This window comes from Bifidobacterium sp. LH_449, assembly GCF_056356755.1.
The window spans coordinates 1-22274 of sequence record NZ_JBKEUV010000003.1 but is presented as its reverse complement, the minus strand read 5'-3'; the positions used below and the strand labels follow the sequence as shown (position 1 = coordinate 22274).

The window sequence follows — 22274 nt, the reverse complement described above, 5'->3', positions numbered from 1 at the left end:
GGACAAAACCGGATAAGCCTCTCAATGGAACCTGAATGGGGTCAAACGCAGACCGAACACGAACAATGGGCCGAACGCCTCGGCAGGCGCCGGCCCATTGCCGACTTTTAGAAGCCGAACGTCAGGCCTTCATCGGCTTGAAGGTCAGGTCCAGGCTGAAGTCGGCGGCGTCCAGACGGTACCGGTCGATCAGGGCCGGACCGCAGCTGTTCGAGCCGATGCCGCTCTGCAGGCCGACGAATACGACGTTCGAATCGCAACGCACCAGTTCGTGGTTGTGCGCCTTGGCCGTGAGCTCTTCGGCCGTGTACGGCAGCGTCTGGAAGTCGAATCCGCGGAAGGCGCGGTTTTCCTCATCGGGCTCCACTTCCGCATCGAATTCGCAGCCGGTCGTCAACATGGTCAGGGCCAACCCGTCGCCGGCGATGCTCGCCCAATCGCAATCATGATGGTTGCCGTTCTCCTGCGGCTTGACATACGGCTCGAACAGGCCGTCGACCGTGCCTTCGAAAATGCCGTGCCATCCGGAGCGGCGCTTGTCGCAGTAGCTTTCGTTCGGGCCGATGCCGCAGTAGGTCACGTCGCCCATCGTCCTGGGCACGAATAGGCGCAGACCGAAGCGCGGCAGAAACGGCATCGTCATATCGCGGCGGACATCCATATGCACGTGCACGGAGCCGTTCACGTCGATGTTCCATTCCGTTTCGATATTGGCGATGCGCTGCACGACCGGCGCGACCAGCGCCATCGTCGCACGGATATCGACGCTGCCTTCGCTTTCGCCTGCGGAAAGCTCCACATCGTATGCGCGCGCATAGGCGTGGTCGTACTGGGCTCGTTCCCAATCGGAGCGGACATTGCGATCGTTGTCGGTCGGCGCACGCCATGCTTCGAGTTCCATCGGACGGTCAAGCAGATTGCGGTTCGCATATGACATGCGTGCAAACAGGCCCGTACGCTTGTCGAATACGTACCGCCAATTCGAGCCTTCGAAAATCAGTTCCGCGCCACGTTCAAGCACGGCGATCTCAGCGACACCAGCGACACCGACATTGCCGGCTTCCGCGCCGCCATCGGCATCGCCGACGATCTGCGAGACGACCGCAAGATTCGCCGCTTCCGGATCGGACAACGATATCTCGTCAAAGCCAAGCTCGAACAGTTCCGGCGCGTAATCGTTCGCCTTGCGCGACAGGTAGCGCAACACCAGCGTGACCTTGCCGTCACCGGCGGTAAGCTCATCCAGATCCGGCAGTCCGCGCAATACGACGGCGCCGTCCGTATGAGGCGCGATCGCAAGCTGCGCCAGATCGTCATCGCCTTCGCCGAACAGGCAGTACGACTGCAGCGCTCCGTCGATGTACAGCTCCCACATCACGTTGACTTCGTCGCCCAAGACCGTGAAATCATAGTAGTTGCGCAACGTCACCGTCGCCGTGGCGCGGTCGAATGCGACGACGCGCGCCGGGCGGTACACGTTCTTGAATTCCTCCAAGCCGGTGTGCGGCGTACGGTCGGGATACACCATGCCGTCCGTGCAGAAATTGCCGTCATGCGGGTATTCGCCGGAATCGCCGCCGTATGCGTACACGCGGCGTCCGTCGGGCGTGGTGCCGCGGTCGATGGCATGGTCGCACCATTCCCAGATGTAACCTCCGACAAGTCCGTCGAAACGGTCGATGCGCTTGAAATAATCCTCCAAGTCGCCCGGACCGTTGCCCATCGCATGGCAGAATTCGCACATCAGATACGGTTTGATCAGACCGTCATCGCGCGTGCCGTCCTCACCGTTCGCGCCGTCGCCTTGCGGGCCTTCGTCGCTGAAATACGCTTCGATGTCTTCCACGCTCGGATACATGCGGCTGTGCACGTCGATATCGCCGTATTCGTGCTTGTCATGGCCGTCCGCCTCCACGTATCGCGCGCTTTCGTAATGCGTCAGCCGGCTGGGGTCGAAGGCCTTCGTCCAGGCGAGCGCCTCTTCGAATGTGCAGCCGTAGGAGCATTCGTTGCCCATCGACCAGAAGATGATGCTGGCATGGTTTTTGTCGCGTTCGACGCAGCGGCGTGCGCGGTCCACGGTGGATTCGGTGAATTTCGGATTGTCGGCGATCAGCTCGTTCCAACGCTGCGAGCGGTATTGCCAGTCGCGTTCGCCGTCGCCTGTGCCCTTGACATAGAAATCGTCGGCGCCATGGCTTTCGTTGTCGGCCTCGCCGACCACGTAGAAGCCCATGCGGTCATACAGATCGTAGTATTGCGGCGCGTTCGGATAGTGGCTTGTGCGCACGCCGTTGACGTTATGCAGTTTCATCAGCGTCAGATCTTTGACGATCTGCTCTTCGCTGATGGCGTATCCGGTGACGGGGTCGCTGTCATGCCTGTTCATGCCGTGGATTTTGATGGGCATGCCGTTGACGGTGACGATCTGATGCATGCCGTCATCGCCTGTTGCGACAGCGATTTCACGAATGCCGACGACGCTTTGGATGGCCTCATGCTCGGTTTCGAGGACAAGGGTGTAGCAATACGGGGTTTCGGCGTTCCACAGATGCGCGTTTTCGACGGTGAGGTGCGCGTGCGCACGCGGCGTGAACTGCGCGCCCGCGCCGTTGTCGTGGTCGCGGCCGGCAGGCGTCGCCGTAACGCCTTCAATCGGCTTGGCGCCACCGCGTGCGACGGTGTTGCCGTTGCCATCGATCAATGTGCAGGCCACGTCGATGACCTTGCCGCCGTAAAAGTCGAAATCGATATCGATGTCGGCATTGTGCCGGCCTTCCTCATCGGACTGGCCTTTCGCGATGCCGGTGTGTACGAAATAGTCGCGGATCGCCGATTCCGGGCGCTTCAACAGATAGACGTCGCGGAAGATGCCGCTCATGCGGAATTTGTCCTGGTCTTCCAAATAGCTGCCGTCGCACCATTTGAGCACGAGCACGGCGAGCGTGTTTTCGCCTTCCTCCACGTAATCGGTGACGTCGAATTCCGAAGTGGAATGCGATACCTGCGAATAGCCGACGAAGTCGCCGTTCAGCCACACGTAGAAGCAGCTGTCCACGCCTTCGAAGTTCAGATATGCGCGCGGCGCCGCCTGATCTTCGACGTATTCGAATGACGTCAGATAGACGCCGCAGGGATTGTCCTGCGGCACGAAAGGCGGATCCAGCGGGAACGGATAGCGGGTATTCGTGTATTGATGCGTATCGACGCCGTGATTCTGCCAAACGCTGGGCACGGGAATCGTGGTGTAGCCGGAGGCGGCGTCGGGGTTGAAGGCGATGTCGAAGAAGGCGGGATTATTGGTGGCCTGCGCGTCGCCCACTTCCGCGTCCAGATCGTGGATGCTGTCGTAATATTTGAAATCCCAGTCGCCGCTGAGCAGATGGAATCGGTCTGATTGGATGCGGCGTCCGACGCTGGTGTCGGTCGGCTTCGATGCAGGCACATAGTATGCGCGATTCGGTTCGCAACCGAAATGCAAGGTGTCGAGATCCTCGTAGTACCGCGGAATGAACATGGTATGCGCGCCCTCCTTGGCAATGCTGTCGGCCATGAATTTTTCTGCTTCATATTATCCATGACGGCATGCCTGATTAAGCGTTTACCGCGCGTTGCCAGCAGGGACGCCGCGTGGCGGAAAATCGCGCGGTTAATCCATGCCGCGCGTTATACTCTCCTAGTTATTCGCGTGCGCGGGGCCCTCTATCACCGCGTGACGTGAGGAACATGTGGGTTTCGGATTCCGTGCCCCACACAGAAAACGAAAACCACACCCCTAGATTACAAGGAGAGCCATTTTGGCAACCAAGATTCGTCTGAAGCGCATGGGTAAGAAGTTCTACGCGTTCTACCGCGTGGTCATCATGGATTCGCGCACCAAGCGCGACGGCCGTGCCATCGAAGAGATCGGTATCTACAATCCGAACACCCAGCCTTCGACCATCGAGATCAATTCCGAGCGCGCACAGTACTGGCTCGGCGTCGGCGCCCAGCCGACCGAGCAGGTGCTGAACCTGCTGAAGATCACCGGCGACTGGCAGAAGTTCAAGGGCCTTGACGGTGCCGAAGGTACCCTGAAGACCGTTCAGGCCGGCCCGGATGCCGCTGCCCGCGTGGAAGCCGCTGAAGCCCAGGCCCAGAAGCTGAAGGCCGCAAAGTCCGAAGCCGAAGCCAAGGCCAAGGCCGAAGCCGAAGCCGTCGCTGCCGAAGAAGCCCCGGCTGAGGAGCCGGCCGCTGAGGAAGCTGAGTGATCATGCTCGCCCAGGCTGTGGAACATCTGATTAAGAACATCGTTGATTTTCCGGACGATGTTTCGGTCAAGTCCCATGAGAACGCGCATGGCGAACTGATTCGCGTGCGTGTGAACCCTGAGGACATCGGCCGCGTCATCGGGCGCGGCGGCCGCACGGCGAATGCGGTTCGCACGGTGGTGCAGGCTTTGGCCGACCACAAGGTGCGCGTCGACATCATGGATGTGCGCAGGTGAGATCCTAGCGTGGTGCGTGAAATGCATTCCGACGACCCTCAACAGCGTGAGCTGCTGAGGGTCTGTCGTATCGGCCGCGCTCAGGGCCTCAAGGGTGAGGTGACCGTGCAGATCTTTACGGACGATCCGGATTACCGGTTCGCTCCCGGTGCTGTGTTGTATACGAAGGACGGTTCCGAAGAATACGTCGTGGAGCATTCCCGCACGTTCAAGAACCGTTGGATCATCAAGTTCGAAGGCATTGACGACAGGGACGCCTCCGAAGCCGCCAACGGCACCGTGCTGTACGGCGAGGCCGACGACCCTGAGGACATGCTTGAGGCTGACGAATGGTATCCGAAGGACCTGATCGGTCTTGAGGCGCGCCTTGCCGAAGGCAACGGTCTGGGCCTTGAGGCCGGCCGCGTCATCGGCAAGGTCGTGGACGTGATGGACGTGGCCCAGTGGCTGCTGAAGATCCGTCTGTCCGAGCCCGTTCGCGGCGAGGACGGCGAGGTGCTGGAAAACAGCGCGCTCGTCCCCTTCGTCGAAGAGTTGGTTCCGGATATCGATCTGGAAGAGGGCTTCCTGACGGTGAATCCGCCGCGCGGCCTGATTCCCGGTTTGTAGAGCCGTATGATTCGGATACAGCAACATGTGGGGAGTTCGTTTCCACCCGGCCTCCCCACATCGCATTCCAAACCCTTTGTGTAAGGTGGACCATATGAAGATCGACATCGTCTCCGTATTCCCGGAATACTTCGAAGTGCTGAATCTGAGCCTGTTTGGCAAGGCGCAGGCCAAGGGCCTGGTGGAAGTGCACGCCCACAATCTGCGTGATTGGACGCATGACGTGCATCATTCGGTCGACGACACCCCTGTCGGCGGCGGCGCCGGCATGGTGATGAAGCCGGAAGTGTGGGCGGAATGCTTGGATGACCTGCTGGGATTGCAGTCTGCGACGATGTCGGAAATACACGATGCCGACGATGATGGCGATGCCGATATCGACGCCGATAATGCCGACGACGCCGCAATCGAGGATGCCGGCAAGGCCTGCACCGCCGATTTGGCGGGCCGCCCGGTGTTGATTTTCCCCAATCCTTCCGCACCGCTGTTTACGCAGCAGGACGCGACGGAGCTGAGCCACGCAGGGCATCTGCTGTTCGGATGCGGGCGTTATGAGGGGTATGACGCGCGAATTCCGCAGTACTACCGTGCGCAAGGCGTGGAAGTACGCGAATATTCGATCGGCGATTACGTGTTGAATGGCGGCGAGGTCGCCACCAGTGTGATGTTGGAGGCGATTACGCGCCTGATTCCGGGATTCATGGGCAATCCTGATTCGATCGTCGAGGAATCCTATACCGGCGGCAACGCGCTGCTGGAGCATCACCAGTACACGAAGCCCGCAGAATGGCGAGGCATTCGAGTACCGGATATTCTGCTTTCCGGCGACCATGCGAAGGTCGACCGTTTCCGCCGTGACGAGGCGCTGGCGAAAACCGCCGATCTGCGCCCCGACCTGATCGGACGTTTGGACTGCCGCGAACTCGACAAGGCCGACCGCAAAACCCTGATGTCCCTGGGATGGGAGGTTTCCGGCGACCATCCTCGCAAGCTCAGCTGAGCTGCTCCGCAGCGGGCTCCAGATAGTAGACGGCTGTTTCGCCGTAGTCGCGGTGTTCGGTGATGGCCCAGCCCGCTGGGGCGGTGGGGGCTTCCGACCGTACGGAACGTTCCAGCATGATCATTGTGGTGGAGTCCGTCATGTCGCCGGCGGCCAGATCGGCGAGCAGCCGGTTGCAGGCTTCCGTCTCGAAGGCGTACGGCGGGTCGATGAAGATCATGCCGAATGGCGCTTCGGCGGTTCCGGCGGCGTACTTTTCCGCCTTCGCCTTCACCACGCGCGCCGACATGCCTGCCTCCCACGCGCGATTATGCTTCAGCGTCGTCAGGGTTTTGGCGATCAGCGCGGCGGCGGGCGCGGAGGATTCCACCGCCACCAGCTCTCGGGCGCCGCGGCTCAACGCTTCGATGCCGAGTGCGCCCGTGCCGGCGAACAAGTCAAGCACGCGCACGTCTTCCAGTACGCCCCACGCGTCAAGGCGCGAAAAGATCGCCTCTTTGGTACGGTCGGTCGTCGGCCTGGTGCCGGATTTCGGCGTGGTCAGCGCCACGCCTTTGAATCGTCCTGAAATAACGCGCATGCCCTCCAGACTAATTGCTGGTCAGGAACGTCTCGTTGCCGCGTGTGAAGTCCAAAACCGCACCCGCCAATTGGACTTCAGGAGTATCGCATTCAGTGCCGTTCACGCTTTTCGTTCCAGCTTTCCCGCAGTTCTTCAAGATGATGTTCCAGATCGTTGATCCGATGCTCCAACGCGCATATTCTGTGCCCATATTCTTCCAACAGATCTTCCCTGTCGCTTGACGTTTCCGCATTGCCTGAAGCATCGGAAGAATACCCTCCCCCCGATTGTTCTGCATCATCTGGGGACGGACTCCGCCATATCCCTGATCGACGATTATCCGGCGGGAAACATCGCCAGATGCGGTCTTAAGCCTTCCTAGGATCTCCTCGGTCTTCTTTTGCCCGTCCTCCCACGTGTCGGTGATGCTGAGGAAGCGGCCTTGCCGCTCGTCTTCCTTCCACCGTGCGATGCATCGTTCGATTCGTTTATACCCGATCAATTTGCTGGGCAGTCCCGCTTCGGCGAAAATCTTCGCAGGCGAGTCGCCTTCATGATACCGACGCAGACATTCCACTTTAAATGCGTTGGCATAGAAGATTCGTCCTTGTATGACGGATTCCACAGCAGGCAACGACATCAGATATCGGCGTTCCTTTTCTGTAAATTTACCGTTTCTCAAGGCCACTCCTACCTTGTTTCGCTTCAGTTTCCATATATAGCGAAAACCTTCACCAATGCCGAGGCCATGCGCTGCCGTGCCGCATGCGCCGCCAGCCTCCGCGACGCTTCACCGATACCGCCAGCCACCCTGGTAGCAGCACCGCCAAGGCGACGCCTGCGGATATCGCCCGCGCGTCGATTGAGGCATCCTGCTCGTATGGCACTTCGTTCGGCATGGACGCGCGTACGCCGGATACCAGCAGACGTTGCGTGTTCACACCGTACGGCGTACAGGTCATCAAGGTTACGCGATCCTCTCCCTGGGTGATTCGCAGCAACGAGTCGTCGTCGGGCTCGATCACTGATATCCGATCCACTTCGTATGCCAGCGTTTCTCCCATCACATCGATGTACAAGGAGTCTCCTTCATGCAATTCATCCAATCTCGTGAACATCGCCGCTTCAACCAGCCCACGGTGCCCTGTGAGCACGGCATGCGTCGATCTGCCACCGACCGGAAGGCTGGAGCCATACAAATGCCCAGCACCGGAAGCCAGCGCCTCTTCGGAGGTGCCGTGATAGATCGGTAGGTCCACTGAAATCGAGGGAATCGATATCGAGCCCATCACACCGCCGCCGGCATCCAGCAATCCCATGTATTCCTTGTCGGAAGCCGAGCCGGATGCGTCGTCCGATGAGCGCGTGCCGCCGGCCAATGATATGAACGGATCCGATACCTCACCCAGCACGGGCTGCCCTGACTGATAGAGCTTCTTGTTGTACTCCCTCGCCGCCTGCAGCGCTTCCTTTGCTTGCGGATACACCCATTGAGACACTTCACGCGCCGTACGCGATGCGGTATTCGACAATGTCATATTCGAATGCCATTGCAATGCAAGCGGATAGACCACCAGCATCATGCCGCAGACCACCAGCAGCCACGCCATGATGCGCAGCAGCAGAAGGCGAATCCGCGCACGACGATATTGGGCCGCGATTATCGGTATGCCCAATGCGTCACTGAATGATGGAACGACTTCCTCATAAGGAGGATTTCCGTGCATCGACGCGTGTGCGGCGCGATCGTTTTTCACATTGTTCTTCATGAAGCCCTTCCGACCAGCGGCGGAAACAATGAAGTGGCCAAGGTCTCGCAATAGTGTGCGACCCGGCCACTTCATCATTCGGCATGCCGAACGGCGTCCGATCTCATATGCGGATCAGACTCACATCATGGCATCGCGCATACTGCGGCTTTTCACGGACAGGACCGCACCGGTAGCCACGACCAGCAAGCCAAGCGTGACGAACAGGCCGATGCCGGCGGCGCCGGTCAAAGGCAGCTGCGTGATGGACTCCACATTCTTAACAGTGAAGGAGTTGCCATCCTCACCTGGGGTCACCAGACCGAGAAGGTCACCGCCCTTGGTGTATGTATACGCGTTGGAATTCCATGCGATGGTTACGGTGAAGTCCGCCGGGGCGCTTTGCAGATATCCGTCAGGAACAGTGGTTTCCTTGACGGTATAGGTGCCGGCGGCAAGATTATTCAGTGTGTAGGTCGCACTGTCTTCACCGGATCCGGACAGGTACACAGGCTCATCAGACAGTGTGCCGTCAGCGGCAACATACCGACCGGCCTCATTCTGCACCGTGAACTCGGCACCGGCCAACGGCGACGTGCCGTCGGCCTGGGTCTTCTTGAACGAGAAAGAGGCCAGATCGTAGGTCACTGTCTTGCCTTGGCCATAAGCACCGTCATTATGCGACGCCGTGACCGTGTTCGTCACCTTGTTGACCGCATCCTTGGTCACGGTTGCGCTGTAGGTGATGACGACGTCCTCGCCGTCATGTCCGGCGACGTCGTTGATCTTCACAATCGTCGTTGTCTCACCGGAAACATCATCAACTGTGGATTCCACAGTGTAATCCGTATCTTGTGTGAGCGTGTCGCCGCCAAGAGCCACTGTCAGAGACTCCGCGTCAGTATGAACGTCCAGGCCCTTGGACGCGACGTCCTTGACGGTCAGAGAATACTCGGAATAGCCGGTCGTGTTCGGGACCTCAGCCGTTACGGTGAACGGTATTACCGTTCCTACGGCAACCTCACCAGGGGCAACGTCCGCCGTCTTTTCCGGGACGGGAACCGTATTCGGCTTGGCTGCAGCCGTGCCCAAGGTCGTGCTGTTCAGCGTATCGTATGTAACGTTGCCAACGGTTACCTTGGTGCCTACCAGCATGGGCGATCCGTCGGAGTCGATGATCAGATACCAACCTTGATTCTGAACATCCAAAACTACCGAATCGTCGGAAGCTTGCGCTGTAGCTGTAACAGCTGCTTCTGGTTTCGTTGTGGCACCAGCCAAAGCGTTCACGAAAGCGCGCAGTTTCGCACCGTCCGCAGTCTGGTCCAAAGTCGCCACCCAAGCCAGCTCATTGCCGGAATATGTGGACGGCAAATCAGTATCGCCGTTCGCGGTCTTGGCGGCGTCGGCGATCGTTGGCGACGCCCAGCCAGCATTCTGGTCGAAATCCACGCTTGTCAGCGCATCACCGGACACAACCGGATGCGCGTATGTGCCCAGCGGATATGCGGTGAACGTACGGCCGCCCACATCGCCGGTGATGGTGATTTGCGTGGTCTCATCCGCGTATGCGGAAGCGGCTCCGGCAGCCATGCCGGCAACAGCCAACGCCACCGCACCCAAACCGGCGACGGTCTTCTTCAATAACCCTCGCATGGGTTCTCCTTGTCCCCCTCCAAATAAGGAGAGATCAAATCGGGAATGGTTTCTTTGCCGCCCATGTGATACCCCAGCCCATCCGGACGGCAAAGGATGAGTGGGAAATCCACTGTTCCTGGCTTGCATCACACAATCAAATGTGTTTGATGCAAGCCAGGAATCGCATCTGCTATAAGGTCCGGCGTTTCAGCGCAAGCCACGCCAATCCGCCGAGCAGCAATATGCCGAAGCCAGCCAAGATCACGGTTCGGGCAGTCGAAGAACCGCCGGTCAGCGGAAGACTGGTGACGGGATCATATTCATTGGTGAACTCAGGGGCTGCACCGACGGCGGCCACCAACTGACCATCTTCCGAATCCGTAACGGTAACGGTGATGGTCTTGACGCTCCGATCGAAATGCAGGCTGCCTTCATTGTTTTGATCGGGCAAAGCTTCACCGTTCCAGCCGGTTTCCTCTATGTTGAACACGTAGGTGCCAGCCTTGCTGAAGGTCAGGGAAGCGAACTTGACGTCACCGGCCGTATCCTGCTGCAGTCCGGTTACGCGTGCCGTCAACGTGTTATCGTCGTCAAGTCCCGTAACAGCAGAGGAATCCCCGGAACGCAGACTCAGCGTGAAGTCGAAGGTTTCCCCTTCACCCATGCTGCGGCCAGTCAAGGTCTTGGTGGCCTTGATATCGCCTTCCGTCGTCGTAACAGGTGCCGCTTGGTATGTATTCGCAAATCCAAGAGTCGGGATCTGCGATGGAGCGCTGCTGTCGTACGTGAGCTGATCATGTGTGGCGTTATTGGTGACGGTGGTGACCGTGTGCATTGTGCCGTCGCCGTTATCGATCACCTGAATAGCCACGCTGTATGTGGTCTGGTCATAGGTGACACCATTGAGCATATGGTTGTCGTCAGCACCGTCCGGCGTGGTTTCAGCCACCATGTAGGTGTAGGTCTTGCCCGCATCGTCCTGGGTGAATCGGATTCCGCTCATTTTGCCGGTCATGTTCACGGGAGTGCCGGAATCGCCCGAAACGGTATTCTTGAACGACCTGTCGGTATCGGACAACTTACGGTCCGCATCGTTAGCCGTTGTGGAACCCTCTGTTTCGACGCCGGTGATGGTGAAGGTGAAGTCACCTGCAGCCATGCTCTTGCCGGTCAGCGTCTTGGTAACGGTCAGGCCGACGAATGACGTGCTTGCCTGATACGTGTTGATGAATTCGTTGCCGGCTCGCGCGCTTCCACCCGTAGGCGTGTAGGTGCCATAGTCGGCAGTTGCCGCCAGCTGGCCGGTATTGTTGTCAGCAACCGTTACCGTCACGGTGCCGGTATGCCGATCGTAGGTCATGCCGTTGCCGTCCGCCGGAGCGTTTTCAGTCATGTCGAACGTATAGGTGCCGACCTTGCTGAAGGTGACATCACCGAAGTTGAACGGTACGGCGTTACCGTTGGCTCCACCGGACGCGCTGGATGCAAGACCGTTGTTGCCGATGCCGGTGATGCCGGCAGTGTCGTCCGTGATGGCTGCGGCGGTCTCACCGGTCGGGGTCAGTGTGAAGCCGAAGCTTTCATCTTGCTTCATGTCACGCCCGTTCAGCGTCTTTGTACCGCCTAACGCCCTATCACCGCTCAGCGTAGCCGCGGACGGCTGATACACGTTGGTGAACGTCGCTAAATCCCCAGTATCCCCTGTTGCCGTAGCGTATTGCGCGGTAGCCTTTACGTCGGTACCGTCCAACGTCACTGTAACCGTGATATTCCAGACAGTGTCGTCATAGGCCATGCCCGCAACCGGGGGATCCGGAACGATTTCCTGGGCCGTGTAATGGTAGGTGTTGCCTACATCGGCGTTTTCATATGCGATGGTTCCGAGAGTGATGTAACTGCCGTCGTTCTGCGAATCAAACACTGTGCTGCCGTCGTTTGGCATCGGGACATCTTCCGGCGCGATTGGCGCGTCATCAGGTCCGACACCGTCGACCGCCGTCAGGCGGAAATCAAACATGCCATCCGTCAGCGGTTTGCTGCCTGCATAATCCGTATATTCCTTAGTGCCCTGCAAATTTACGTTGACAGCATTCGGAGCGTAGGTGTTGATAAATGTCGCCACGTTACCGTCGACATTAACATTCACGTTATTATTTGCATCATCCTTGCGCTGCACGGTGGATGCCTCGGCCTGCAACGTGCCATCGCCGTTATCGGTCACCTCAACGGTGACGACATATACCGCCCGCGAATATGTGATGCCGGCAATGCCTTCGGCGGGATCCGGCTCACGCACATAGTAGGTATACGTGCCCGGCACCGAATAGCTCATCGTGCCGAAGTCAAAATCAAAGCTGGAATCGCCTGCGGTCGGCTTGATGGTGATGGTGCCGATTCGGGCGTCGCCGGAGGTTCCAACATTGTCAAGACCATTCGGCATCGGAATGGCGTCCGCAGCGACTGTAGCGTTCAGCCCGGCAGGCGCCGTGTAGGAGCCTCCTACGCGGAAGGTGAAGCTGTCAGTGCTCAGGAAATTCCTGCCGCTGATGGCCTTGCGGCCGGAGAAGTAGATCTTAGGCTCCGTCGGCGTCACTCCATACGTATTGGTGAACGAGACGTCGCTGGTCCGTCCGGCCTGCAATGTTCCGGTGTCATCAGTGGCAGCCGTCTGGCTGAAGCCGGCCGGCATCGTGCCGGATTCGATCGCCTCATAGTTCGTGTTTGCGGACAAGCCGTATATTTCCAGACGCTGCGTCGGCTTGATGGCATGGCTTGCCGTGCCCTCCTTGCCAAAGGCCATCACAAAAGCGTCACCAGCTTGGGTGCCGTCATTGTTGAACACCTTGGCTTTGAAAGCGCCGGAAACAGGATTATTGGAAGCATCCGTCAGCGTGACCTGCATGGTGAAGTCAGTGTCTGCATACTCGGAGGCGTCCACGCCGTTTGGAACAACTATGTTCTTGGACACGGTCAGCGTCGCCGATTGTTCGACCTTCAGCAAACCATTGTTGCCCAACGACTCGGTAACGGTCTGTCCATCGAAATCAGCGACATACGAATTCCCAGCCGTACCGGTATGGTTCGGATTCTTCACTGCCGTGAATTCGCCCGGACGGTTTGTACGCGCGGTGCCGGCTTTGATATAGAAGTTGCCGTCATTATGCCGCACGACATGGCCCGTCAAAAGATTTCCGTCAATGTTGATCCATTCGGTGTCCGTCTCGGTTGAAGCGCCATTCAGCCGATAAAAGTCATACCTGTACGAATACGTCGTGCCGGGCACGGGCTGCTCCTTTACAGGCTGTCCGTTTTCCCCGTCATATAACGGCGTATCTTCCGTAATGTAATAGAACATGTTGGTCGTTGCGGGATGGAAGATGGCGGTCGTGCCGGCTTCACCGTCTCCGTAGGCGCTTTCATAGAACTGCGCATTGCCCTCGCCATCGGTATGAGAGGCCATATATGTTTGCAGATCCCTGTATTGCGCATCCGTAAGATAGGTGGCTTCCGGCGTATCGGCATCGCCGTCATCGTCATACGTCGCCGTATTGCCGCTTGCAATGGCTTCCTTTACACCATTCTTCAGGCCCACCGAATAGAACAGGCGCAACGGATAGGACTGAGACACCTTCAACGTGGGATTCCCGGAATCATCCTGCGTCACCGAATAATAGCGAAGCGGGATATTCGCGGCCGGCACTTGAATGGTGACAGTGTCACCGGTCTGAAGATCGGTGCCGTCGGTCACCGTGATGATGATGTCGTGCAGATTTGCGCGCTGATAAACATCGTTGCCTTCAATGGTGTGTTCGAAAGTGTATTGCGTACCGATAACGGTTCCGCTGCTATCGGTGTAATCTGAGGATGTTTTCTCCGTGTATTGTTCACCGGCGTAAACGACGGAATTGAAATCCTTCACTTCCATGTACCGGCCGAGTGGATCGGTGAATGTGATATAGCCGGAATGCGCGGCGTCAAAGCCCTCATCAACCTGCGTCGGGCCGCCCGAACCGGTGCTCACCTGGTCGAAGATGTCCTGGAAGACCTGGGCAAGCTCGTCGGCATCGCTTGCCGTCTTGTAATAATCGGAATCCTCCGCACGCGTGCCGAGATTGGTATAACTAGAAGCGTTCGGATAATTGCTGGACACGGCATGCATGTAAGCATTCGTGTTAGTCTCCGTGTCATTCGCATCGGCGTCGGCGAAGATGCCGATGGTGTAAATCAGCGTATCGTCTGCCTTCAATGTTCTCGCGGTAGCGATTGCGCTATTTGCCACATCGCCATCGAAACCGTTGAAATGATTCGGCTCGCCGTCGGTGAAGAAGATAACGACTTTCTGCGCGTCATCACGGGCTCCTACCAGTGGATCAGTATTTCCACTGGATCTTTGCCCGTTCAACACCCTCGACGCCAAATCCATACCATAATCAGCGCTTGTAGCACCAGCAGCGTGCAGCTCCTCAACGGAATTTTCCACGCTCGATGTATCCGTTGTAAAGTCACGAACAACCTGAGTGTAGTTATGGGTATTGCCATCCTCCCGATATGTCTGGTCACCGATACGGTTGTTCTGTCTGCCCGCGAACTTCACCAGCGAGACACGATGCTGCTTATCCGTATCGCTTATCTTGGCGTTTGCGTCACCTGTGGCGTCGAGGAAGGAATTCACCGCGGTCTTCAATGCAGTGATTTTCCCAGTAGAGTTAGACGTTCGCTTGTAGAACTGCGTATGATTCTGATTCGAATCCGACACGCTGGTTTTCGGCGTTACGTAAACGGTTTGCGGCCACCAACCGGATCCAATGGTGTAATACCATCCGTTCCGATCTCGATCAACCCGCCTATAAGTGCCGTCAATGTTCACGTAATACGTTCCCCGAGTACTGAGATCCCCACTGTAGATTTCGTCATACGAATAGGAAGTCATGTCCTCGTCCATCGAGCCGGAGACGTCGAGGACGAGCACGATATCAAGCGGCGTCGTAGACGTCGTCGTCAGGGATGAGGCCGATGACAGGGCGGAAAGCCCGACAAGGAAATCCGCATCATCGGTTTTTCCGACGGTAAGCGTCTCGTCACCGCCCGTATTGGTGAGCGTAATATCATCTGTCGCCACGGTCTTGTCCGTCCAGATGCGCCCCGTATATTGACTGGTGTCCGCGGCATAGTCCCTCCAACTATTCACCGTGGAAGGATCGGCGACCGTGTGGGCATCGCCTGCCGCCATCGGCATCGAAGCGGTCGGCTCCGCATATGCGCTCGGACCAATCATAGCGACCGAAACCACCAGTGCGGTCATCGCGGCGCACACACGACGCACACCATGTGGATGCCGCGCTTCAGTATCATTCCCTTTGCGCGTCGCCCTCAGGCTTGTTGCCAGTTTTCGAACAGACGCGGCGATCTTCTTAAAAAGCCTTGCCTCCGGCATAGCCCCTCCTCACATCATTGCCAGGCCACATATGCGGTCTAACAGTTCTCAAGAGGCAAGAATATTCACGGAAAAGCCGTATTTTTACAAGGAAAGCCGCACTGTCAACAACCCCAGCAATTCCCCTATAGGGGGGGGGTAAACGCATCGCCTATCGGAGATGACGAAAAGACACAAAATACACTAATTGCTGGTCAGGAACGTCTCGTTGCCGCGCGTGAAGTCCAAAACCGCACCCGCCAATTGGACTTCATCGGCAAGCAAGGGATCCGGCCCAAGCAGCTGCTGCGCATCGGAGCGCGCCTGTTCGATGATCTTCACGTCCTTGACCACGCGCAGCAGCTTCAGGCTTGATTTGCCGCCCGACTGCGCGTCGCCCAGCACATCGCCGGCGCCGCGGAATTCCAAGTCGGCCTGCGCGATCCGCGCGCCGTCCAACGTGCTTTCGATCACCTGCAGACGCTGCGCCGCAGGCGAGGCGTCCTCGGCGCGCGAAATCAGGAAAGCCCACGAATTCGTGCCGCCTCGCCCGACTCGGCCTCGCAGCTGGTGCAACTGCGAAAGCCCGTATCGGTCGGCGTCGAAAATCACCATGCAGCTGGCCTGCGGCACGTCCACGCCGACCTCGATCACCGTCGTCGCCACCAAAACGGGCGTCGTGCCGTCGGCGAAACCGGCCATCACCGCGCGCTTCGTCTCATCATCGTCACGGCCCGTCAACGTGGCGAACGAAATGCCGGCGAATTGCGGCAACGCCGCCAATCGTGCGGCGATCTCCGTGACCGAATGCAATGGCGGCCGCTGCGCGCGCTGCTCGTCGGATTCGCCCAGATCATACATGTCGTCGAAATGATGGCCGTCGATGATGCCGTCTTCCGCATCCGCGTCGGCGACGCCTCCCGCACCGCCACCGGCCGCCGCACCGCCTTCGGCCTCATCGTCGGCGTCGATGCGCGGGCAGACCACATAGGCGCGCTCCCCCGCGTCGATGCGGGCGCGAATATGCGCGAACATATGCGCCATCGTATGCCCGTCGGCTTCGGGAATCACGAACGTGCGGATCGGCTTGCGGCCGCCCGGCAGTTCGGTCAGCCAGGAAATGTCCAGATCGCCGAACCAGGTCATCGCGGCCGTGCGCGGGATCGGCGTCGCCGTCATCACCAGCAGATGCGGCGTGCGCTGCGCCTTGTCCTGCAAAGATTCGCGCTGTTCCACGCCGAAGCGGTGCTGCTCGTCGATAACGACCAACGCCAGATTCGGCGCTTGGAAGGTCTTCGAAAACGCCGCATGCGTGGCGACGACGATGCATGGCTCGCCGCTTGCGGCCGCGGCCAGCGCCTTGCGTCGCGCCGCCAAACGCATGCCGCCGGTCAGCAGTATGACGGGCACGTTCAAGGACGCGCCGCCGACGGCAGCGGCCTCGCCGACGGCATCGCCAGCCGTAACGGCCTCACTGCCAGCGGCATCACCAGCGGATTCGCCACCCGCCACCATCCTGCGAATCGTCTCATAATGCTGTTCCGCCAGCACCTGCGTCGGCGCGACCAACACCGCCTGATGCCCCGATCCGACCGCCTGCAGCATGGCGGCCACCGCGACCACGGTTTTACCGGAGCCGACTTCGCCCTGCAGCAGTCGCTGCATCGGATAATCGCGCGCCATATCATCGCCGATCGCGTCGATGACGTCACGCTGGCCTTGCGTCAATTCAAACGGCAACGCCGCAATAAAAGAGTCGCGCAGCGCGGCATCATCGCAGCGTTCCGCCGAGGCCGCGCGCGCATGCCGCCGCGCCTGCAGCAGCGCCGTCTGGCAGATCAGCGCCTCCTCGTAGCGCAGCGTGCGAATGGCGGCGTTGAATTCGTCGCGCCCGCTGGGCTCGTGAACGCCCATGAAAGCCTCCGCGCGATGCATCAGCCCATTGTTTGCGCGGATTCCTTCAGGAATGATGTCGGGAATCGCGCCGCGCAGCGCCTTCGCCATTGCGGCGCGGTCGCGTTGCGGAATATCGAATTCGCCGTACGGCTGCGCCGTCGCAGAAGCGATGCCGGCAGCGGCGGCGCCAATATCATCGCCCATACTGCCGGCGGCCTCACCGGAAGCAGCGCCGGCATCGTCGGCATCATCGCGCAGCAAATCCATGAATTGCAGGATGCAATCATGAATGTGTTCGCTGGAAATACGCGACGTCGCATGATAGACGGGACGCGGTCTGCAGACGCGGGACAGCGCCTCCTGCATGGTGTCGGCATCATATTTCAGCCCCGTCGGCGAAGTCATGACGAAAGTTCCGCCGTTGTGCGGCGACGCGGAAGAGGCAGGCAACGGATTCCTGGTATTGCCGGCGTTCCCGCCGCCGATGCGGCCGGCATTGCCGCTGCCGCCAACATTATCGGGGGCGTCGAAAGGCAGCGCGAACGTCGCGTCGGGCGTCACCATCGGGGCGACCGTCAGCAGATCGGGATGCGTGAATTGCAGGCGATTATTGTAGGTGCTCGGCTCGCCGGCGACGACGATATGCGTGCCTTCGCGCAGGCGCATGGCGACCCAGTCGACATAGGATTTCTTATAGGAAAAGAACACCAGCGACGCGGTGGAGCCTGGCATGCGGCGCGAGGCGGCGAATTCGGAATCATCCACCAATGCTTCCAGGCGGAAGCCGCGGCGGGCCATCGGAGAGACGCGCAAGGCGCGGACGTGTGCGGCGAACGCCATTTTCTCGCCGATTTTGGCTTCATGCAGCGCGCGTAGCGGCACCGGATCGGTGACGCGGAACGGATAATAGGTCAGCGCATCGTTGATTGACGTGACGCCAAGGCTTTTCAGCGCGCCGGCACGTCGCTTGTTCGTCATCACCGACGAGATGGGGGTGTTCAGATTGGCGCTGCTCATAGTCTCTTATTGTGGTTGGATTGCCGGACTTCGGCGGCGGGCCTTTATAGGCGACCCGGATTTTCGTCTTCGCGCGCATACCCGTAGGCGTCGCGACGGCAGGCCGTCCAACCATTGCAGGCCGCAACACGGCAACAGGCCGGTCATTGGGCCGCTCCAGCCATCAGACAAACCCGTTCTCCGATGTTCCGACGTCAACAACCGGCCGGTTGGGCCGCTCCGGCCATCGGACAAAGCAAAACCCCGGCAGTCATCAGACTATCCGGGGTTTCAAGCTGCTATTTCGCATTTGTTCACGCGGCCACGCGCTGAACCTTGCCGGCCTTGAGGCACTTGGCGCACACGCGGACGCGGACGTTTTCACCGTCGACCGTGGTGCGAACCGGCTGCAGGTTCGGGCGGAAGGTGCGCTTATTGCGAATATGAGAGTGCGAGACGGTGAAACCGGTCTGCGGTCCCTTGCCGCACACTGCGCAACGAGCTGCCATAATGGACTCCCTACAACTACTACTGACTTGCAAGTCTGTGCTTTACCCGTACGCATCAAGCATGCAATCAACGTACACGCAAACACACAACTTCACTAATATACAACCCGGTATGACATTTTGCAAAACACACATGGACTTCGTGCGCAGCTTCCAACCGAATCCGGCAAAAATCCCTACAATCAGTATAAATGGGATAACAATGTTGAATCAGTAAGGAGGCGTCAACGATGATCGGCTCGCCATTCAGCAATCGTCAGGAGAAGTCCGCCAAGCCAATAGTGATTTCACTCGGCCAGGTCTGGGTCGACATCATGATGAACGTGGAAGAGGTCCCCGGCCCAGGCCAGTTCGCCGTGGCGCAGAAGACCTCCCCGGCCGTCGGCGGCAGCTATCGCATTCTGCAGGCCGCAAGCAACATGGGCGCGCGCGTCCAGCACGCCGGAATCGTCGGCAACGGATTGTGGGCCGAAGTGATTCGCGAGGCTTTCCAAGAGAACGATATCGAACATATCGGGCCGAATCGCATCGACGGCGATTCCGGGTTCCGCCTTGTGTTCAACGATGGCACGCGTAAAACATTCGTCGCCAACTATGGCGCGGAATCTCAGGGTGGCGAGTCGACATTCGACAGCATTCCTTTGGAGGGGGCCAGCGTGGTGCATGTCAGCGGCAATTCGCTGATGGACCACACCGCAGCGGGCGTCGACGAATTCGTACGCCGCGCCGGGGCCGATCCGGACAATCGCCCGTATCATCTCGTCATCAATCCGACCAATACGCTGCGTCTGGTCAACGACCACCTGTTGGAGGATCTCGTGCTGGCCCGCCCCGTCTGGTCGTGCAACCGGCAGGAGGCCACGACTTTGGCCGACCGCCTCGGCGTGTATGTGGATGATTCGGCCACGATGAAGGTCAATGGCGGGTTCGATGAATCCATGGCCGCGCTGTGCGAGGCGTTGGGTTCCGCATTGCGTGCGCCGATGGTCGTTCGCGCCGGATCGCGTGGAGCGTGGGTGCGCACGCCGGGCGGCGAAGTCGTTCATGCAGAAGGTTTCCCCGTGAAATCCACGCATACGCGGTCCGCGGGAGCCTGCCATATCGGGGCGATGTGCGGACTGATCGCAAAAGGCTGGTCGCTGGTAGACGCCGTGAAAATCGCAAACGCCGCCGCATCGCTGGCCATTCAGAACAACGTCAACGGCGTGCCGGTTTGCCCGTCCTACGCGCAGACCATGGAATTGGCGCAGACCGCTGACCAAAAACCGCAGACTTCGGATAAGGCGTAGTCATTCGCGGAATCAGCGGATCCGCAGGCAATCTGATACCGCGATAATCGAAAATCAGCAATCGCGCCCGCCGACGCGACGGGAGCGGTTTCCAGTCCGATATCGCGGGAATCGGAATCATCGATCGCGCCTGTGAAGATTGGCGCCGTCATATGAATCGTCGTATGGCGATATCGTTGGCGGCGCCTCCGTCATGTGACGACGCATCACGCCATATCACGTCGTATCGCAGACCGCGGGAAACGTCATAATCAGGCATCCTCGAATCGCGGCGGCATCCCGCAGACATGCGACGCCTCATAATTCCGCGGCATCCCATAATTCATCCGCCATTCATATTCGGCAGGCTGCTTCTTCGACCAAAGTGCATAGGATAAAGGAAGCCCTAAAGTCAGGAGTTTCCATGTCTGAACGCAACAATGCGGCCGAAGCGGCCGACACCGCATCCGCCATCAAAGGCCAGGACGCGCCCGAAGCCCTTGCCGGCGGCGACTTCCCGGTGGGACCGGCCGGCAAATTGACGCCTCGTGAAAAGAAATGGATCGTGTATGACGTCGGCAATTCCGCATTCGTGCTGCTGTCGACCGCGATCATTCCGATTTATGCGAATTCGCTGCTGAGCGCCGCCGGACAGGACAACATCGTGTCCACATGGGGATACGCGCAAACGATCGCATCGCTGGTTATCGCGGTGCTGATGCCGATTCTTGGATCCATCGCCGACATTCAGGGCATGAAGATCAAATTCTTCATCGGATTCTTTTTGACGGGCGTCGTCGCCTGCTGCGCGATGGCGCTGCCGCTCAGCTGGCTGCCGTTCCTGATTCTGTGCGTCCTCGCGACGATCGGCCTGAACGGATCGCTGACATTCTATGATTCGATGCTGATCGACACCACGTCGAACGAGCGCATGGACAAGGTATCGTCGCACGGCTACGGATGGGGTTATGTCGGTTCGACGATTCCCTTCATCGTATGCATTGCCGTGATCTTCGGCGGGCCCGCGCTGCTCGGGTTGGACACCGCCGCCTGCACGCGCATCTCCTTCCTGATCACCGCCGTATGGTGGGTGGCGTTCACCGTGCCGCTGCTGACCAGCTACAAGCAAGTGCATTTCCGCACGACCGCCGAACACGCAAGCGAGGCGATCCACGGAACATTCCGCGAGCTGGCGTCCACCTTCCGCAAGATCCGCGCCGACAAGCCGCTGTGGATGTTCATGATCGCGTTCTTCTTCTACATCGACGCCGTCAATACGGTGATTTCGATGAGCACATCATACGGCACGCAATTGGGCATCGATTCGACGCAGCTGGTGATCGCACTGCTCGTCACACAGCTCGTCGCCTTCCCGTGCGCGATCCTGTACGGGCGATTCGCCGGACGTTACGGCGCGAAGCGACTGATCGTGATCGCCGTCGTGGCGTATCTGTGCATCGTGTTCTTCGCGGCGTTCTTCCTGCGCTCGGCCGTCGAATTCTGGATTCTCGCGATTCTGGTCGGCATGTTCCAAGGCGGCATCCAGGCGTTGTCGCGCTCCTACTACGGCAAGATCATTCCGAAGGACCATGCCAACGAATACTACGGTTTCTACGACATCTTCGGTAAAACCGCGTCGATCGTCGGCACCTTCCTCGTGGCCACCACCACGTCGCTGACCGGCAACGCCTCCATCGGCGTCCTGTCGATCGCGCTGCTGCTGGCCGTCGCGCTCGTGTTCCTCTGCCTGCAGAAGGACCCGACGGAGCGATAGACGGGCCGCCGTTCCTTCTTTTGACGTTTTTGGCCGCAACACGCCGACGGCCGCGGTCAAAAACGTCAGAAGAGGGCCAGTCAACGACGTCACCGACAACGGCAGGCTCCCCTCTTGACACTTTTGACCGGCGTCACCGGCGTGTTGCGGCCAAAAGTGTCAAGGAGGGGCAGCCAAAAGGCGGCATCAGCAACCGCCCGCCCCCCCCCATTGACACTTTTGACCGCAACACGCCGCAATTGGCGGTCAAAAGTGTGAGGTGTACCCCACATTCCGTACACATGTTCCGAAACCGTGAATAAACCGGAATCGGAACCAAGGCCGGCGGGCACGAAAGGAGCCCGTGACATGAAAAACGGAATGTTCACTCCCGCC

General features: G+C 59.1%; 15 protein-coding genes. 6 read left to right on the top strand and 9 right to left on the bottom strand.

What is annotated here, in order from left to right; translation table 11 throughout:
• Positions 1-121: 121 nt before the first annotated feature.
• Complete coding sequence (locus AC1AX7_RS03405) at positions 122-3517, bottom strand: glycoside hydrolase family 2 TIM barrel-domain containing protein (protein WP_476508870.1); 3396 nt, start codon at positions 3515-3517, stop codon at positions 122-124.
• A 280-nt stretch (positions 3518-3797) separates the two neighbouring features.
• On the opposite strand from AC1AX7_RS03405, the gene rpsP reads away from it, so the two are divergent.
• From rpsP to trmD, 4 genes are all read left to right on the top strand, one after another.
• On the top strand, positions 3798-4250 hold the full coding sequence (gene rpsP, locus AC1AX7_RS03400; RefSeq protein WP_476508710.1) for a 30S ribosomal protein S16: 453 nt from the start codon (positions 3798-3800) through the stop codon (positions 4248-4250).
• Positions 4251-4252: 2 nt separating this feature from the next.
• A complete protein-coding gene (locus AC1AX7_RS03395; protein WP_476508869.1) occupies positions 4253-4486 on the top strand; it encodes an RNA-binding protein in 234 nt (77 codons plus the stop codon).
• A gap of 21 nt (positions 4487-4507) precedes the next feature.
• The gene (gene rimM, locus AC1AX7_RS03390) at positions 4508-5095 is read left to right on the top strand and encodes a ribosome maturation factor RimM (protein ID WP_476508868.1); all 588 of its coding nucleotides are present in this window, start codon (positions 4508-4510) and stop codon (positions 5093-5095) included.
• A 94-nt stretch (positions 5096-5189) separates the two neighbouring features.
• On the top strand, positions 5190-6095 hold the full coding sequence (trmD, locus tag AC1AX7_RS03385; RefSeq protein WP_476508709.1) for a tRNA (guanosine(37)-N1)-methyltransferase TrmD: 906 nt from the start codon (positions 5190-5192) through the stop codon (positions 6093-6095).
• Here the strand turns inward: trmD and rsmD are convergent.
• The 7 genes from rsmD to rpmB all read right to left on the bottom strand — a co-directional run bounded on the left by rsmD (position 6088) and on the right by rpmB (position 18857).
• The gene (gene rsmD / locus AC1AX7_RS03380) at positions 6088-6675 is read right to left on the bottom strand and encodes a 16S rRNA (guanine(966)-N(2))-methyltransferase RsmD (RefSeq protein ID WP_476508708.1); all 588 of its coding nucleotides are present in this window, start codon (positions 6673-6675) and stop codon (positions 6088-6090) included. The two genes, trmD and rsmD, sit on opposite strands and share 8 nt — an antisense overlap.
• 10 nt (positions 6676-6685) lie before the next feature.
• Positions 6686-7339 carry a hypothetical protein gene (locus AC1AX7_RS03375; protein WP_476508707.1) on the bottom strand — a complete coding sequence of 218 codons (654 nt, stop codon included), beginning with the start codon at positions 7337-7339 and terminating at the stop codon, positions 6686-6688.
• A 49-nt stretch (positions 7340-7388) separates the two neighbouring features.
• Positions 7389-8426 carry a class C sortase gene (locus tag AC1AX7_RS03370; protein WP_476508706.1) on the bottom strand — a complete coding sequence of 346 codons (1038 nt, stop codon included), beginning with the start codon at positions 8424-8426 and terminating at the stop codon, positions 7389-7391.
• Positions 8427-8546: 120 nt separating this feature from the next.
• Positions 8547-10061, bottom strand: a complete 1515-nt coding sequence (locus tag AC1AX7_RS03365) for an isopeptide-forming domain-containing fimbrial protein (RefSeq protein ID WP_476508705.1) — start codon at positions 10059-10061, stop codon at positions 8547-8549.
• A 172-nt stretch (positions 10062-10233) separates the two neighbouring features.
• The gene (locus AC1AX7_RS03360; protein WP_476508704.1) at positions 10234-15357 is read right to left on the bottom strand and encodes a Spy0128 family protein; all 5124 of its coding nucleotides are present in this window, start codon (positions 15355-15357) and stop codon (positions 10234-10236) included.
• Positions 15358-15660: 303 nt separating this feature from the next.
• Positions 15661-18369: an ATP-dependent DNA helicase RecG gene (locus AC1AX7_RS03355; protein ID WP_476508703.1), complete on the bottom strand. Its 2709-nt coding sequence runs from the start codon at positions 18367-18369 to the stop codon at positions 15661-15663.
• Between the two features lie 293 nt (positions 18370-18662).
• Positions 18663-18857, bottom strand: a complete 195-nt coding sequence (rpmB, locus tag AC1AX7_RS03350; protein WP_476508702.1) for a 50S ribosomal protein L28 — start codon at positions 18855-18857, stop codon at positions 18663-18665.
• A gap of 230 nt (positions 18858-19087) precedes the next feature.
• On the opposite strand from rpmB, the gene AC1AX7_RS03345 reads away from it, so the two are divergent.
• Together AC1AX7_RS03345 and AC1AX7_RS03340 are read left to right on the top strand one after the other, a co-directional pair.
• Complete coding sequence (locus AC1AX7_RS03345; RefSeq protein ID WP_476508701.1) at positions 19088-20146, top strand: PfkB family carbohydrate kinase; 1059 nt, start codon at positions 19088-19090, stop codon at positions 20144-20146.
• Between the two features lie 403 nt (positions 20147-20549).
• Positions 20550-21899: an MFS transporter gene (locus AC1AX7_RS03340; RefSeq protein ID WP_476508700.1), complete on the top strand. Its 1350-nt coding sequence runs from the start codon at positions 20550-20552 to the stop codon at positions 21897-21899.
• 89 nt (positions 21900-21988) lie between these two features.
• On the opposite strand, the gene AC1AX7_RS03335 is transcribed toward AC1AX7_RS03340, so the two are convergent.
• Positions 21989-22274, bottom strand: a 286-nt coding sequence (locus tag AC1AX7_RS03335) for a hypothetical protein (protein ID WP_476508699.1), incomplete at its 5' end; no start/stop codon positions are given.